General features: G+C 64.7%; 15 protein-coding genes. 10 read left to right on the plus strand and 5 right to left on the minus strand.

Annotated features, from left to right (window positions below):
- Both FA743_RS18995 and FA743_RS19000 read right to left on the minus strand, forming a co-directional pair.
- A partial coding sequence (locus FA743_RS18995; protein ID WP_484217438.1) for a DNA polymerase Y subunit UmuC family protein occupies nucleotides 1-362 on the minus strand: 362 nt, incomplete at its 3' end.
- Entirely contained in the window at nucleotides 280-1,038 is a 759-nt protein-coding gene (locus FA743_RS19000) for an ImuA family protein (protein WP_136887645.1), read from the minus strand. The genes FA743_RS18995 and FA743_RS19000, both read right to left, overlap by 83 nt.
- A gap of 417 nt (nucleotides 1,039-1,455) precedes the next feature.
- Between FA743_RS19000 and FA743_RS19010 the strand changes: the two genes are divergently transcribed.
- From FA743_RS19010 to FA743_RS19050, 9 genes are all read left to right on the plus strand, one after another.
- Nucleotides 1,456-2,259, plus strand: a complete 804-nt coding sequence (locus FA743_RS19010; protein WP_136887647.1) for a GntR family transcriptional regulator — start codon at nucleotides 1,456-1,458, stop codon at nucleotides 2,257-2,259.
- Nucleotides 2,256-3,764, plus strand: coding sequence for an ABC transporter substrate-binding protein (locus tag FA743_RS19015; RefSeq protein WP_136887648.1), 1,509 nt, complete (start codon nucleotides 2,256-2,258; stop codon nucleotides 3,762-3,764). The genes FA743_RS19010 and FA743_RS19015 overlap by 4 nt, the downstream gene beginning before the upstream one ends.
- A gap of 31 nt (nucleotides 3,765-3,795) precedes the next feature.
- Entirely contained in the window at nucleotides 3,796-4,722 is a 927-nt protein-coding gene (locus FA743_RS19020; protein WP_136887649.1) for an ABC transporter permease, read from the plus strand.
- Nucleotides 4,719-5,561, plus strand: coding sequence for an ABC transporter permease (locus FA743_RS19025; protein ID WP_211242329.1), 843 nt, complete (start codon nucleotides 4,719-4,721; stop codon nucleotides 5,559-5,561). The genes FA743_RS19020 and FA743_RS19025 overlap by 4 nt, the downstream gene beginning before the upstream one ends.
- Before the next feature lie 23 nt (nucleotides 5,562-5,584).
- The gene (locus FA743_RS19030) at nucleotides 5,585-6,385 is read left to right on the plus strand and encodes an SDR family NAD(P)-dependent oxidoreductase (RefSeq protein ID WP_136887650.1); all 801 of its coding nucleotides are present in this window, start codon (nucleotides 5,585-5,587) and stop codon (nucleotides 6,383-6,385) included.
- Complete coding sequence (locus tag FA743_RS19035; protein ID WP_136887651.1) at nucleotides 6,385-7,260, plus strand: polysaccharide deacetylase family protein; 876 nt, start codon at nucleotides 6,385-6,387, stop codon at nucleotides 7,258-7,260. Before FA743_RS19030 ends, FA743_RS19035 begins: the two co-directional genes overlap by 1 nt.
- Nucleotides 7,257-8,816 (plus strand): gamma-glutamyltransferase family protein, encoded by a 1,560-nt coding sequence (locus FA743_RS19040; RefSeq protein ID WP_136887652.1) that lies wholly within the window; start codon nucleotides 7,257-7,259, stop codon nucleotides 8,814-8,816. Before FA743_RS19035 ends, FA743_RS19040 begins: the two co-directional genes overlap by 4 nt.
- Entirely contained in the window at nucleotides 8,813-9,787 is a 975-nt protein-coding gene (locus FA743_RS19045) for an ABC transporter ATP-binding protein (RefSeq protein WP_211242330.1), read from the plus strand. Before FA743_RS19040 ends, FA743_RS19045 begins: the two co-directional genes overlap by 4 nt.
- A gap of 89 nt (nucleotides 9,788-9,876) precedes the next feature.
- Nucleotides 9,877-10,572 (plus strand): ATP-binding cassette domain-containing protein, encoded by a 696-nt coding sequence (locus FA743_RS19050; protein ID WP_211242331.1) that lies wholly within the window; start codon nucleotides 9,877-9,879, stop codon nucleotides 10,570-10,572.
- A 121-nt stretch (nucleotides 10,573-10,693) separates the two neighbouring features.
- Here the strand turns inward: FA743_RS19050 and FA743_RS19055 are convergent, their stop codons facing one another.
- On the minus strand, nucleotides 10,694-12,130 hold the full coding sequence (locus FA743_RS19055; protein ID WP_136887655.1) for an aminotransferase class V-fold PLP-dependent enzyme: 1,437 nt from the start codon (nucleotides 12,128-12,130) through the stop codon (nucleotides 10,694-10,696).
- Nucleotides 12,131-12,244: 114 nt separating this feature from the next.
- On the opposite strand from FA743_RS19055, the gene FA743_RS19060 reads away from it, so the two are divergent.
- Entirely contained in the window at nucleotides 12,245-12,706 is a 462-nt protein-coding gene (locus FA743_RS19060) for an Lrp/AsnC family transcriptional regulator (protein ID WP_136887658.1), read from the plus strand.
- A gap of 487 nt (nucleotides 12,707-13,193) precedes the next feature.
- Here the strand turns inward: FA743_RS19060 and FA743_RS19065 are convergent, their stop codons facing one another.
- Together FA743_RS19065 and FA743_RS20380 are read right to left on the minus strand one after the other, a co-directional pair.
- Entirely contained in the window at nucleotides 13,194-14,213 is a 1,020-nt protein-coding gene (locus FA743_RS19065; protein WP_136887656.1) for a purine-nucleoside phosphorylase, read from the minus strand.
- A 167-nt stretch (nucleotides 14,214-14,380) separates the two neighbouring features.
- Nucleotides 14,381-14,851, minus strand: a 471-nt coding sequence (locus FA743_RS20380) for a substrate-binding domain-containing protein (RefSeq protein ID WP_484217439.1), incomplete at its 5' end; no start/stop codon positions are given.

Consider the following 14,851-nt stretch of genomic DNA (forward strand, 5'->3'; position numbering starts at 1 on the left):
CCGCCATGCAGGTGATCGGCGCCGGTGACGTCGATCACCACCCCGTCGGGCGGATCGACCGCCACGATGGGCGCGATGCGCTGCAGGAGCCACAGACCAAACCGTTCCAGCGCCTCCAGGTCGGCGCGCGGATCGGCGGCCTCGACCCGCAGGTCCGGGACCAGCGCCTGCGCCTTGCTCACCGGCATGCCGATGCGCAGGCCGAGGCCCATCGCCGCCTCGCAAGCGGCAGTAACCACCCGGCGGTTACTGAGCCGGCCCACCAGGATCAGCGGGGCCTCAGCCGAGGGCGTGCTGTCTGCCTGCCGCTGCAGCCGATCGATCGGCCACATCGGCAGGCAGACCGAGATGACCCGTGCCATCGCAACCCTCCAGTTCGAGATCGAAGGACTCGCCCGCCCGCGCCCGGATCAGCTCGATCAGCCAGCGCGGCCGCCCGACGCCCGGGACGGGCAGGGGGGCCGAGGGCAGCACCGAGACCCGCCAGCGGGTCATCGCCGCCGTGGGCTGCCCGAAATCGCTGGCATCCGCCTGCCGCCGCCAGCGCCGAAGCGCGATGCCGGTGGTGCCCGAGGCCTTGGCCGCCAGATGCAGCCGGCGCGAGGCGGTCATCGACAGCCGTGCTACATCCGCCACCACCGCGCCCAGGCCGCCATGCCGCAGCCCTTCCTCCATGCAGGCCAGCACCGCGGTGTCGTCACCCGCCTCGACATAGATCACCCGGTCGGGCGAAAGGCCCGCCTGCTCCAGCCCCGGGGCGAAGAGATCGGCTTGGGTCACGCACCACAGCACCGGCCCGGGCAGCCGGGCGGCAATACCGGCGGCGAAGCATGCCGCTGCGGTCCCATCTACCGCCCCGCCGCCACCGCCCGCCACCTCGTGCAGACACCCCCTCGCCAGCCCGCCCTGCGGCATCCGCCGGTCGAGCCTGTCGACGCCGAAGGGCAGCACCTCGCGCGCATGCATCTCCGCGCCCTCGAGATGGGCGATGCGGGCGCGCAGGGCGGCGACGGTGGGGCGGGGAACGGCATCGGGCATGGTAGGGCAGGGGGCCTTTCATCTCAAAGTTGCGGAATCATAGTTCCTGTTTTGTTCTTATTGCGGCAATGTGTCAACCGCCGGGAAGCCCATCGTGATCCGGGGGAGTGCAGGCAAGCCGGGTTCAACTACCGCAGCAGGATGCTGGGCGTGAAGGTGATCTTGTCTTCACCAGCACCTCGGTTACACACGCGCGGCACCTTCACAGGCACTGGGCCAATGCGCAGCGCGCCGCATGTAGATACGCTCACTACGGCCCATCGAACTCGGTGCGCGCTAAAGAACGACGACTGTCCCGGCTGAAACCCATTTTCCCAATGTAGCTGATTGCTCAACAGACAGGCTAACCAGACAAGTATTTTTGACATGTTGTTAGAGCTTAATTGACATGTTGAAAACCGCTGCCATCATGAGTTCATGTATGACAAGCAGTCTCCTTTTTCGGTGACCAAGGTGCCAGGACGGCGTGACAGCCTGTCCGACAGCGCCTATGCGACGCTTCGCGCCGCCATAATCGACTGTCGGATCTCTCCCGGAAGGGCCGTGTCAGAGGCCGAGTTGAGCACACGGTTCGCCTTCGGATTGGCAGCCGTGCGCGCTGCGGTGATGCGGCTGACGGCGTCGGGGTGGATCGCGCCCGATGGTCAGCGGGGCTCTGTCATCCTGCCGGTGTCGGCTGCGCATCTGGCTGATCTGAATGTGTCACGGCAGTGCCTTGAACCGGCGCTGCTTCATCAGGTGCCCCCCTCGGACCTTGGCAAAGAACTACGCTTGCACGCGGCCGTCCATCACGCTGCAACTGCTCAGGGGGTAGGGCCAAACCGGCATGCGCTGCTGCATCATGAGCGGGCCGTGCTGGTGCTGATCGCTCAGGCGGTCGCGGCACCCCGCATCAGAGGTTGGCTGATCGACACCTGGGAGTTGTGTCTGCGCGCCGACTGCCATCTGGAACAGTGTTTCGGCATTTCACGCGAGCCTTTGTCGCTGCCCGAGCTGGCGGTGGCGGTGGCGGAGGGCGATGCACCTGCGACGACGGCCTTGTTGAAGCAGATGCGCCATGCCTTTGATCTTCGGGTCTCGCGGGCGCTGGCCCGCAGCGCCACTCCCTTGTCCCCACCCCCTGAGCCTCTGAAGTCGCAAGGTCGCAGCAAGGCAACCCCTGCTGCCCCACGATCTGAAGCTGCCCCTAGGCCCCGTTCCACAAAAGGAGATCCGGCATGAGACTTGCTCCCAAGACGCTGTTCGCCGCCATGTTGGCCGCGACGACGGCCCTGACAGCCCCTTCGGTCGCGCTGGCCGATGCCGAACGGCTGGTCATCGATCTGGTCAACGAGCCAACCACGCTGGACCCGCACCTGCAGTGGAACCCCGACAGCTATTACGTCTATCGCAACATCTTCGACAATCTTCTGACGCGCGACGACGAGGGTGAGATCGTCCCCCAGATCGCCACCGAATGGGAGCAGGTGTCAGACACCGAGACCGTGTTCACCATCCGCGACGATGTTCTGTTTCATGATGGCAGCCCGCTGACCGCCGAAGATGTGGTGTTCTCTGTCAAGCGCATCACCGACCCGGAATTTGGCTCGCCACAACTGTCGCAATTTGAAAGCATCACCAGCGCCGAGGTGCTGGAGGACGGTCGTGTTAAGCTGACCACTGCAACCGGCTATCCGGCGTTGTTTGCGCAGCTGGTCAAGCTGTCCATCGTGCCAAAGGCCGTGGTCGAGGAGATGGGGCGCGAGGCGTTCAATCTGGCCCCGGTCGGGTCCGGCCCCTACCGGTTCAACAGCTGGCAGCGTGGAGTCGAGGTCGGCCTCGTGCGCAATGATGATTACTGGGGCGATGCGGGGGCCTTTCCGGCGGCTGTTTTCCGGGCCGTGCCCGATGCTTCGACCCGGGTGGCGAACCTGACCTCGGGGGCGTCGGATCTGGTCGTGGGCATGGACCCTGATCTGGCCCTGCAGCTTGAGGCCGCTGATGGAGTCAGCCCCTTGTCGGCGCTGACCGAACGAGTCGCCTATCTGTCCGTGAACCGTGCAAAGCCGGGTCTGGAAGATGTCCGCCTGCGCCGCGCCATCGCCCACGCCATCGACCGCGAATTGCTGGTTGAGGGACTGCTGGGCGGTTTTGACAATCCTGTCGGCCAGATGCTGACCCCTGCCCATGTGGGCTGGGTCGAGGGAATAGAGGGCGTGCCCTATGACCCTGACGCCGCCCGCGCCCTGATCGCCGAGATCGGCGAACCCGCGACGCGGCCACTCGGGTTCGCCACTTCGCCAGTCTTCGACCAGCGTATCGTCCAAGCGATCCAGCAGATGCTGGGCGATGTCGGTCTGACGGTAGAGATCGAGATGACCGATATGGCCACCTATCTGCAGAAATCGCAAAGTGCGCCCGAAGATGCCCCGGATATGGGTTTTGGACGCTGGTCCTGCGCCTGTCAGGATGCGGATGGGGTTCTCTATCCGCTGCTGCATTCCAGCTCGTCCTGGTCGCGGGTCCGCGATGATGATCTGGACGCGTTGCTGGAAAGCGGCCGGTCCGAGATGGACCCCGACGCCCGGCTGGCGCTGTATGGTCAGGTCCATGAATGGGTCGCCACAGAGGTGCCGCAGGTGCCGCTGTATCAGGCCGCGATCCTCTACGGCGCCTCGGACAATCTGGACTGGACGCCGACGTCGAACGAGAGCCTGTTCCTGAACCGGATGGGCTGGTCGGAATGATCGCGACCCGCGCCCCCGGACAGGTTGCGCGATGAGCCGGTTTCTCGCCCGGCGCCTGATGCAGGCCGTGATCTCGATCCTTGGGGTCACGGCGCTGATCTTCTTCCTGCAGCGTCTGGCGGGCGATCCGGTCCTGCTGTTGGTGTCAGAGGGCGCCAGCCAGCAGGCCATCGATGCCTTGCGGGCCAATCTGGGCTTCGACCGGCCCGTGCTGGTCCAGTTCACCGAATACATGTCGGATCTGGCGCGTTTCGATTTCGGCCAGTCGGTCGTCCAGCAGGTGCCGGTCGTCGACATCATCGGATCGCGGCTGCCCTATACGATCTGGCTTGCGGGTGTCGCCCTTCTGTTGGCGCTGGGGATCGGCGCGCCGCTTGGCGTCTTTATGGCAATGCGCCGCGATCATCCGCTGAGCCGGCTTGGCATGGGATTCGTGCTGGCGGGCCAAAGCCTGCCCACGTTCTGGAGTGGGGTGCTGCTGATCCTGCTGTTCGCCGTGACCCTTGGCTGGCTGCCCGCTTCGGGTGCCCGAGAAACGCAAAGCGTCATCCTGCCCGCGATTTGTCTGTCGCTGCTGAGCATGGCGACATTCGCCCGCGTGACCCGCACGGCTGTTCTGGACGAATTGTCCAAACCATACATCCGCGCCGCCCGCGCCAAGGGTCTGTCGATGGGGCAGGCCGTGCGCCGCCATGCGCTGCGCAACAGTGCCATTCCCGTGATCTCGATCGCGGCGTTGGAAATCGCCAACCTGCTGTCGGGTGCGGTCATCGTGGAAACGGTTTTTGCCTGGCCCGGCCTTGGACAGCTGACCATCCAGTCCATCGCCGCGCGCGATTTTCCCATCGTGCAGGCCATCGTGCTGCTGGGGGCCTTCGTGTCGATATTTCTCAATCTGGCGGCCGACCTGCTTTACAGCGCCGTCGATCCCCGCATCCGGCTGGAGGGGGACAATTGACTGCCTCGTCCCGCCTTGGCCGCTGGCTGCCACCCCGGCTGTGGGTGTTCGTCGCCATTCTGGCGATGCTGGCGTTGGCAGCCCTGCTGGCACCATGGGTCGCGCCGCAAAGCCCCGAGGCTCAGAACCTGCTGGGTCGCCTGCGCCCGCCGGGGACCGAGGTGCGGGGCATCACCTATCTGCTGGGCTCGGACGAGTTGGGGCGGGATCTGCTGTCGCGGCTGATCTATGGGGCACAGGTCTCGCTAACGGTGGCGGCGCTGTCGGTGCTGGTCAGCGGCACCATCGGCACCGCCCTTGGGATGATCGCGGCATGGTCGGGCGGCTGGACCTCTACCATCATCATGCGGCTGGTCGATATCGTGTTGTCGGTGCCCGCCATCCTGCTGGCAATCATTACCGTTGCCATTCTGGGTCCGGGTTTTATCAACGTCATTGCCGTGCTGGCCTTCACCCGCTGGCCCCGCTACGCGCGCGTCGCCTATGGCCAGACCCTTGGGCTGATGAACCTTCCCTATGTCCGGCTGTCGCGCTTTATGGGGGCGTCTACGCTGCGCGTGCTGTCGCGCCATATCCTGCCCAACATCATCGGCCCGATCATGGTCGTGGTCACGTTGGAATTCGGGCTGATGGTTCTGTTCGAGGCGGGCCTGTCCTTTCTGGGGCTCGGCGTGCAGCCGCCCACGCCCAGTTGGGGCGCGATCCTGTCGGCGGGGCGCAACTATGTCACCACGGCCTGGTGGATCGCCGTCTTTCCCGGCCTGTTTCTGTTTCTTCTGATCCTGTCGGTCAACGTTCTGGGCGATCACGTCCGCGACGTCGTCGAAGGCCGACGCTAAGCCTCTTTCGAAAGGACCACCCGATGACCCGACCCCTGCCTCTGCCCGGCGCCGATTTCACCGGCAAGCGCGTGATCGTAACCGGGGCCGCTGGCATCTTCGGGCGCTGGATCGCCGAGGCCTTCGATGCCGCCGGAGCGACTTTGCTGCTGTCCGACCGCGATCAGACCGCCATGGCAAATGTCGCGGCCAGCCTGTCACGCCCCGCGCTGGCCCATGCGACCGAGCTGACCGATGCGGCCTCTATCGACGATCTGGTGGCGATGGTGGGGCGCGAATGGGGGGCTGCCGATATTCTGGTCAACAATGCCGCCGTCTATCCCAGTGGTTTCCTGCTGGATGTGGACGCCGACGAATGGGACCGCATCTTCGACGTCAACCTGCGCGCGCCGTTCCTGCTGACGCGGGGCATCGCCACGCAGATGGTGCGGCAAGAGGTGCGCGGGAACATCGTGATGATCTCGTCAGGTGCGTCGCGCAAGATGCGCACCACGGCGGCGCCCTATTCCATCTCAAAGACCGCGCTGGACCGGCTGACCAAGGGCTTTGCGGTGGAACTGGCCGAATATGGCATCCGCTGCAACGCGGTCGAGCCGGGCTTTGCCGCCGGCAGCACTGCCAGCCCGCTGACGGATGCGCATGTGACGGCGGTGACCGGCGCGATCCCCTTGGGCCGCGCCTCGCGTTACGAGGATGCTCCGGCGGCGGTGATGTTTCTGGCGTCTGATGCGGCCAGCTACATCACCGGGGCAACGCTGTCGGTCGATGGCGGCGGATCGGCGGGGCAGATTCTGGTGCATCAGGACAAGAAGAAGGCCTTGTGATGGACCGCCCTCGTTACATCTGGCCGGACGGCAAGCGGTCGGCGGCCTGTTTCAGCGTCGATGTCGACGCCGAGGCGCCCTATCTCTGGGCCAACCGAGCGGGCCTGCTGCCCTATCTGGGCCAGTTGGAACAGCGGCGTTTCGGCCCGCGCGAGGGGATCTGGCGCATTCTGGACATGCTGGACCGCGTGGACGTCAAGGGCAGCTTTTACGTGCCCTCGGTCGTGGCCGAGCTGCATCCAGATCTGCTGCCCGCCCTGTGCGAAAGGGGCCACGAGATCGGCCTGCACGGTCATCTGCACGAACTGGTATCCGAGACGACCGACGCCCGGTTCGAGGCCGCACTGGACAGGTCGTTGCAGGTGTTTCACGCGCAGACCGGGATCGTTCCGTCCGGCTTTCGGTCCCCCGCATGGGAGATGACGCCCGCCATGCTGGCCGCGCTGAAGGATCGGGGGCTGCGCTATGACAGCTCGCTGATGGGCTATGACCATCCTTATCAGATCTGCGGCCTGGTGCAGGTGCCGGTGCAATGGCAGATCGACGATGCGATCTATTTCAAGTTTCAGGGCGGCGGCGCCGACCGCTGGCCCCCCGAACCCGCCCGTGCTGTCGAGGCTGGCTGGCGCGACGAATTCCAAGCCGGACGCGCGTTTGGGCAGCTGTTCATGATCACCGTGCATCCATGGATCTCGGGTCGCGCGCAGCGGGTCGCGATGCTGGAACGGCTGCTGGCTGATATTGTGGCCTACGACGACGTGTGGTTCGCCACGGCGGCCGAGATCGCGGCTTGGCATCTGTCGGCCAATGAGGACCGTTTTGTCGCCGAACCGGGACTGGAACACCTGACCGCCGCGCTGGAGGGTGGCACATGACCTCGACCTGGGAACCCGGCAAGGCGATGGTCGAGGGACGCCACGGCATGGTCGCTGCCCAGCACCAGGTTGCGGCACAGGCGGGCGCGGATGTGCTGGCGCGGGGTGGTAATGCGATGGACGCCGCGGTCACGACCGCGCTGGTTCTGTCGGTGGTGGAGCCTTGGCTCAGCGGGATCGGCGGCGGCGGGTTTCTGTTGTGGCGCGACGGGCGCGACGGATCGGCGCGCAGTCTGGATTTCTCGATGAGATCGCCCCGCGGCTTGCGCCCTGAGGATTATCCGTTGGTGGCGGGCCGAGATGACGATTGGTTCAACTGGCCGCAGGTGCAGGGGCAAAAAAATCTGATCGGCGTGCATTCAATCTGCGTGCCCGGCGCGGTCGCAGGTCTGTCCGAGGCGCTGTCCGAGCATGGCACGATCACCTGGGCCGAGGCTTTGGCCCCCGCGATTGCGGAGGCCGACAAGGGGCTGGAGGTCGACTGGTTCACCGCGCTGTGCCTGTCTATCGACGCGGGCAATCTTCTGACCGATGCGACATCGACCCGGATCTTTCTGCCGGACGGGCGCGCGCCGTCTCTGGCCGAGGGGGGCGCGCGCCGTCGTCTGCCCCTGACCGAAAAAGCCGCCACCCTTCGCCGTCTGGCCAAGGAAGGACCGCAAGATTTCTATCACGGCCAGATTGCACGCGACCTGATCGCCGACATGCAGGATCTTGGCGGCTGTATGCGTGCGGATGACCTACAGTCGTATCAGCCGCGTTGGGGCACGCCCTTGCGGCATGATTGGGCGGGCGGGACCGTGCTGGCGATGCCCGGCCTGTCGGGCGGGCCGGCGCTGCTGGACGTGCTGTCGCAACTGGACGAGACGGCGGCGCCAATTCCGCAGGCGATGGATTATGCGGCCTTTGCCGACGCGATCCGCAGCGCCTATGCCCGGCGCCTGACGCAGCGCGGTCATGCCGGCGCCAGCGTCGATCCGGGCTGCACCACGCACCTGTCGGTCATTGATGCGGAGGGGAACGCCGTGTCGCTGACCAATACGCTGCTATCGCGCTTTGGGTCCAAGGTGACCTCGGCGCGCACGGGGGTGCTGCTGAACAACGGCATGATGTGGTTCGACCCACGCCCCGGCACACCCAATGCGCTGGCTCCCGGTGCGCAGCCACTGGCCAATATGTGCCCGGTTCTGGCGGAAATGCCGGGCGGCGGATTGCTGGCCATCGGGGCCGCCGGGGGGCGGCAGATCATGCCCGCGATCGCGCAGCTTCTGGCATTCCGGCTGCGCCACGGCATGGATCTGGGTCAGGCGCTCTCCTATCCCCGGTTGGACGCCTCCGAACCGCGCATTCGAATAGACCGCCGCGCGCCCGAGCAATGCGCAGGCCTGATCGCGCGCCAACATGATGTCGAGGTGGTGGACGATGTCCTCTATCCCGTGCAATTCGCCATTCCGAGTGCGGTCGAGCGCCACCCGGGCGGATTGCTGCAGGGCATGGTCCATCCCAACCATCCATGGTCTGCGGCCGTCGCCGCCGATGTGGAGCCGGGCTTATGACGCCTGTGCTGTCCTGCACTGATCTGCGCATCGAGATCGGCGGCAACCCGGTGGTGGACGGCACGTCGCTGTCCATCAATGCGGGCGAGACGCTGGCGTTGGTGGGCGAATCCGGCTGTGGCAAAAGCATGACCGCGCTTGGCCTGATCCGGCTGTTGCCCGACGCCGCTCGGCAGTCCGGCGGTCAGATCACCCTGCAGGGCGACCGGATCGACCAGCTGTCAGAGCGTCAGATGAACCGCCTGCGCGGGGATCGACTGGCTATGATCTTTCAGGAACCAGTCGCTTCTCTGGACCCGCTGATGCCGGTTGGCCGTCAGATTGCCGAGGCGCTGTCGCGGGACAGCACCCTGTCAGGCGCGCAGGTTGCGGCCCAGGTGTTGGACATGCTGAACCGCGTTGGCATCGATCGGCCCGAAGTGCGGGCCCGGCAATACCCCTTCCAGCTGTCGGGCGGCATGTGCCAGCGCGTGATGATCGCCATGGCAATGATCCGACAGCCCATCCTGCTGATCGCGGACGAGCCGACGACGGCGCTGGATGTGACGATCCAGAAGCAGATCCTGCAGCTTATGGCGGATCTGCGCCGGGAAACAGGCAGCGCCGTCTTGTTGATCACCCATGACATGGGTGTCGTGTCCGAAAGTGCGGACCGCGTGGCGGTCATGTATGCCGGGCGCATCGTCGAAACGGGCAGTGTGGGGCAAGTGTTCGCCGGGCCTCGCCACCCCTATACCGCGATGCTGCTGCGCACGATTCCGCGTCTGGACGGCCCGCGCAAGGTGGCGCTGCCCGCCATTGCTGGCGCCGTGCCCGATATCAGCGACTGGCCGCAGGGCTGCCGCTTTCATCCCCGTTGTCCGCTGGCCACTGACCGCTGCCGCAACGAGGCGCCGCCTCTCGCCACCGTCGCGCCCGGGCACGACACCGCCTGCTGGCATCACGACCGCATCGCATCGGATCTGCCATGACCCAACCCCTCATCTCGGTTCAAGACCTCAAGGTGCATTTCCCGATCCGCGGCGGAATTCTGGGGCGGGTCAGCGACCATGTCCGCGCGGTGGACGGGGTCAGCTTTGATCTGATGCCCGGCAAGACCGTGGCGATCGTGGGCGAATCCGGCAGCGGCAAGTCCACCACCGGATATGCAGTAATGGGGATGCAGGATCCAACCGGGGGGCGGATCCTGATCGACGGCAAGGACCGCGCCGCCATGTCCCGGACCGAGAGGATGGAGACGATGCGCCGCTTGCAGATCGTCTTTCAGGATCCGGCCTCGGCCCTGAACCCGCGCATGTCGGCCGCCGACAGCATCGCAGAGCCCTTGCAGATCCACCGTATCGGCACCACCCGCGACCGCCGCGGTCGGGTAGCGGAACTGCTGGATCTGGTGGGCCTGCCGCAATCCTCGGCAGGCAAGCTGCCACGCGAATTCTCGGGCGGGCAAAAGCAGCGCATCGTTATCGCCCGCGCGCTTGCGCTGGATCCGCAGGCGATCATTTGCGACGAGGCTGTGTCGGCACTGGACGTCTCGATTCAGTCCCAGATCCTGAACCTGTTGTTGGAACTGCAATCACGGCTTGGACTTGCTTACATCTTCATCTCTCATGACCTTTCGGTGGTTCGCCATATCGCGGACGATATTCTGGTCATGCAGGCGGGCAAGGTCGTTGAAAAAGGGCCAACCGATAGCATTTTTCATGCCCCCCAACATAGTTACACGTGCCAACTTCTGATGGCCGTCCCGAAGCTTTGAGACTTCAGGAATGACCAACGCAGCCCTGCCCGGAATTTTTCAACGGATGAAGCGTATCATGGTCTTGCCGATCAGTGGTCGGTGGAAGGCTAGCATCGGCTTGTAGCAGGCAAAGGCGAATTCATGCGGCATTTGGTGAAAAGCGGGCCGTGGCCGGATCCATTCCATAATCAGCGGTGAAGGTCCCCGGGTCGCGGGCGATGCGGGCCACGGCGTCGATGATGTGATCAACCTTGGCGTCATCCATGAGCACTGAGAAAGCAAGGCGTGTCCAGCCGGGCTTGGCTATCTCGTGACCGGAGAGAATTTCGGCCTGCAGGCGGTCCGATTGCGCCCGGTCGATGTTCAGCAGGCGGTGCGCGTAGGGGCCGGCGCAGGCGCAGCCGCCACGGGCCTGAATGCCGAAATGATCTGACAGGATCCGACAGACGAGCTGCGGATGCACGACCTCTCCATGGTCGTCGTGAATCAGGAAAGAGAAGATCGGTAGGGCGGCGGCATCAGGGTTGCCGAGAACGGTCAGCCCCCGGGCGCCCTGCCATGCCGCAAGGGCCCTCCGCCGATGCGCGGCCAGACGGGCCGCCATGTGGGCATCGCCGATTGCGTCCTTCACGATGAAACACAGCGCGGCACGGATGTCACCAATCACGTTAGGCGTGCCGGCTTCTTCGCGCGCCGCCACGTCTGCGGAATAGTCTTGCCCCCAGGGCGAGACAAAGCGCACGGTGCCGCCGCCCGGACTGGTCGGGCGGGCCCGGCTGACCGCGTCGCGACGCAGGATCAGCACGCCGGACGCGCCGGGCCCGCCGATGAACTTGTGCGGCGACAGCACCACGGCATCCATGCCCAGCCCCATATTGATCGGAAGGTAGGGGCCGCCCCCGGCATAGTCCCAAATGCTGATCGCGCCGTGGTCCTTCAGTAGTCGGGTGATCGAAGGGACGTCGCTGATAATGCCTGTAACATTTGACGCGGCCGAAAAGCTGCCGATGATCGGGCGGCCAGTATTGCGGGCAAGCTGTGCGGCCAGAACATCAATATCTGGCCCACCGTGGGCGGCTTCGGCGATCTCGATGACCTCCGCCCCGGACTCGCGCCACGGCAGAATGTTGGAGTGGTGCTCGTAGGGGCCGATCAGCACTAGCGGGCACTGTCCATCGGCCAGCATCGTGTCGATCCCGAGCAGGCCGACCAGCTTCGACAGGCCCGCCGTTGCCCCGGCCCCTGCGAAGATGACCGCATGATCTGCACTTGCACTGCAGGCGTTGGCCACGACACGCCGTGCCCCGGCCCGCAGGCGGTTCATGTGGCGGCCGCAAAACGACGCTTCGGTATGGGCATTGGAATAATAAGGCAGCACATCTGTCGCGACCACCGCCTCGATCTGCTGCAGCGCTCGTCCGGAGGCAACGTAATCGGCATAGATCATGGGGTTAGGACCGCGAGGACCGGGAACCAGCATGCCCTCGCCGATCAAACCGGCCCGCAGGGTCGCGATCGCGCCTGCGCCTGTCACATCGCGACGGAAACGGTCAAAAAGGTCGGGGCCCTCGTTCATCGGTCAGATCATCCATCTTGTCTCGAACTGGAAAGACAATGACATGGTGTTATGCAATCATTCTCACCTATTTTTGGTAAAATCACTGGATTGCTCGATCATATGACCCAACACATACCGCACACCCTCGACCGGATCGACGCCGCCATCCTGCGCGTGCTTCAGAAAGATGCGTCCCTATCTCAGCGGGATGTTGCAGAGCGCGTCGGCCTGTCCCAAAACGCCTGCTGGCGGCGGATCGTGCGATTAAAAGAAGCAGGAATTATTACGGGACAGACGCTTCGCCTCGATCACGACAAGATCGGACTGGGTCTTACGGTCTTTGTCATGCTGCGCACCCGGGATCATTCGCCTGAATGGCTCAAGACGTTTCGCACGACGGTGCTTGGCATTGAAAACATCATCGACGTGTTCCGCATTGCCGGCGATTACGACTACATGCTTAAAATCGTTGCGGAGAACATGAACGACTTTGACCACATCTATCAGCGTCTGATCGCGGGCGCAGCGCTGGAAACTGTCACATCCTGCATCGCGATGGAGGCGATCGCCGACCGGCGCGACTTGCCCGTCTGACACAGTTCGACCAGGCGTTGTGATCGTCGATCACCATTCCGAAAAAACTCTCGTCTTCACGCTCTTCCTAAGACTCCGGCATACATGTCGCTCCACCATGAATGTGCCGTGCGGGGCGGCTTGGTGCGCGTCAGCGACATTGCTCGCTTAATCTCGCTGCGGCGAGCGCAAGTGACGGGTCTGGGAAAGCCGCACTGCGGCGTAACTGCTCTTCTCAAGTTCCGGAATGGGCCGACATTGTCTGTTATCTTTCCAACGCAGCCCTTTTTAACCGCTCAGGCACTTGATTTGCGCGGTTGCTATATAGAAAAGGCGGACGTCTCGGCCCAAACGCTTATGGAAAGCGCATCCGCACGGGCACACACGGCGGTGCCGCCCCTCAGCAGGCCGAGGGCCGCGCGGACAAAGGCCTTCGAGCTGTCGCTCGCGACAATTGTCGGAGCGCCCTGCAGTGTGCTGGGGCGAGCGTTCCCGCCCCAGTCTTCAATCAATCCGCTTGTAGGCCCTGGGCGAACCGATCCCAGTCTTCGATGACCTTCGTTGCAAAGGCATTCCCCACACGAAAGGCATTCTGGGTTGCGGGGCCAAAGCCGCCCGAGGTGGTCGACAGTGAGGCTGCCGTATCCTGCCCCTCATGCGCGCGGTCGAAATTCGACGCGGTGCGCAGCACGGCCACGCGGTCCATGTCCAGCCGTCCCGCCTCAGCGGCGCGGGTCAGTGCGGTGAGGGTAGCGTTGTCCTCCATCTGGCTCATGCAATAGTCGGCGGCACCGTCGGTCAGCAGAGCGGTGTGATCGGCAACCTCCTGCGCAAGGGTCGTGCCGTGCCAATAGGTGTCCGCTGAGACCGATGTGCAGATCATCACCTGAGGGGCGGCTTGTGCGGCATCCTGGGTGTAGTTAGCGCGATAGGCGGCAGCGTCTTCGCTGTCGGCTAGCTCGACCTCCTTAGTTGCCTCGAAGGCCTCAGCCACAAGGGCGGGGTTCAGGGTGAAGACCTCGCTGCCCGCCGTCCAGCCGGGCTTTTCGCCGGGGGCCTTGGCGCCAAGCTCGACGATCTGGCTGGTCCAGTCGTCCGGAGCATCACGGCTGTCGATGCGGTGGACCAGTCCGGCATCCACGACATGATCCGCCCATGCCGCCGAACCAAGCGTGCCATTTGTCGGATCGACCCCGGCAATCCCGGCGATCAGCACATAGGTCTGCGACAGGTCCAGCTGGTCGGAAAAACCCACCGCCATGGCAGAACTTGCGGCATTGGCATAGCCCATGGTCGTGGTCATCACGCATAGGTCCGCGTTGCAGGATAGCGCATCATGATCCTTGGGCAGACCGGGGACGGTGATGGTGTTGGGCAGGTCCAGATTGTCCAGCCACGGCGCCGCCTCGGCCTCGAACATGGCCATCACCAGAACCTTGGGCGCGAATGGTTCTGCCGCAGCCAGCACGGGCGTGGCGGACAGCAGCGCCGCAATGGCAGCGCTGCATGTGAGAGGTGTGGTGATCATCGCTCGTCTCCGGGTGAAAGGCTGGGCCGGACCTAGCGCGGTCGAGATAGGCCCGCCAGAGGCACCGATGGTCCGCGTCCTGACGTGGAAGGTCTCTGCCGATGAAATCTGCAGTTTGTGCAATTCTCAGGCGGCGGGAGAAGCGCCCACCCGCCGCCAACAAAGCGTCAATCCAGCGTGACGGCATCCGGGGCTGCGGCGGCCAGAGGGGCAGGGGCGATGAAGGCTGCAATGGCGTCTGTCGTGGGGATATCGGCGCGCACGACGCCCTGTCCGACGATCCACGTGGCCTCGCTGACCAGCAGGTCCAGTAAATCGCTGTTCAGGATCGTTCCGAACTCCATGTCCTCCCACATGGTCTGCAGCGCCTCGACCGAGACGTTCCCGCTGAGCGAGGCCGAGACCGCCTCGGCCGCCGCCTGCGGGTCGGCGGCGACATCGGCGTCGGCTCGGACAAGGGCGCCGAGGAAGGTCGTCAGATCCGCCTCTCGCGCCAGCATGTCAGGGCTGGCGGCCAGGATGTAATGCGGGTCATAGCTGCCGGGGCGCAATTCCAGATAGAGCTCGCCCAAAGCCTCCTGCGCGCCCTGATAGAAGGTTGGGAAGGGCACGATGGCATCGACATCGCCGCGCACCAG

Origin of the sequence: Paracoccus gahaiensis (assembly GCF_005048225.1) — a bacterium.
In the GTDB taxonomy this organism is placed as follows: domain Bacteria; phylum Pseudomonadota; class Alphaproteobacteria; order Rhodobacterales; family Rhodobacteraceae; genus Paracoccus; species Paracoccus gahaiensis.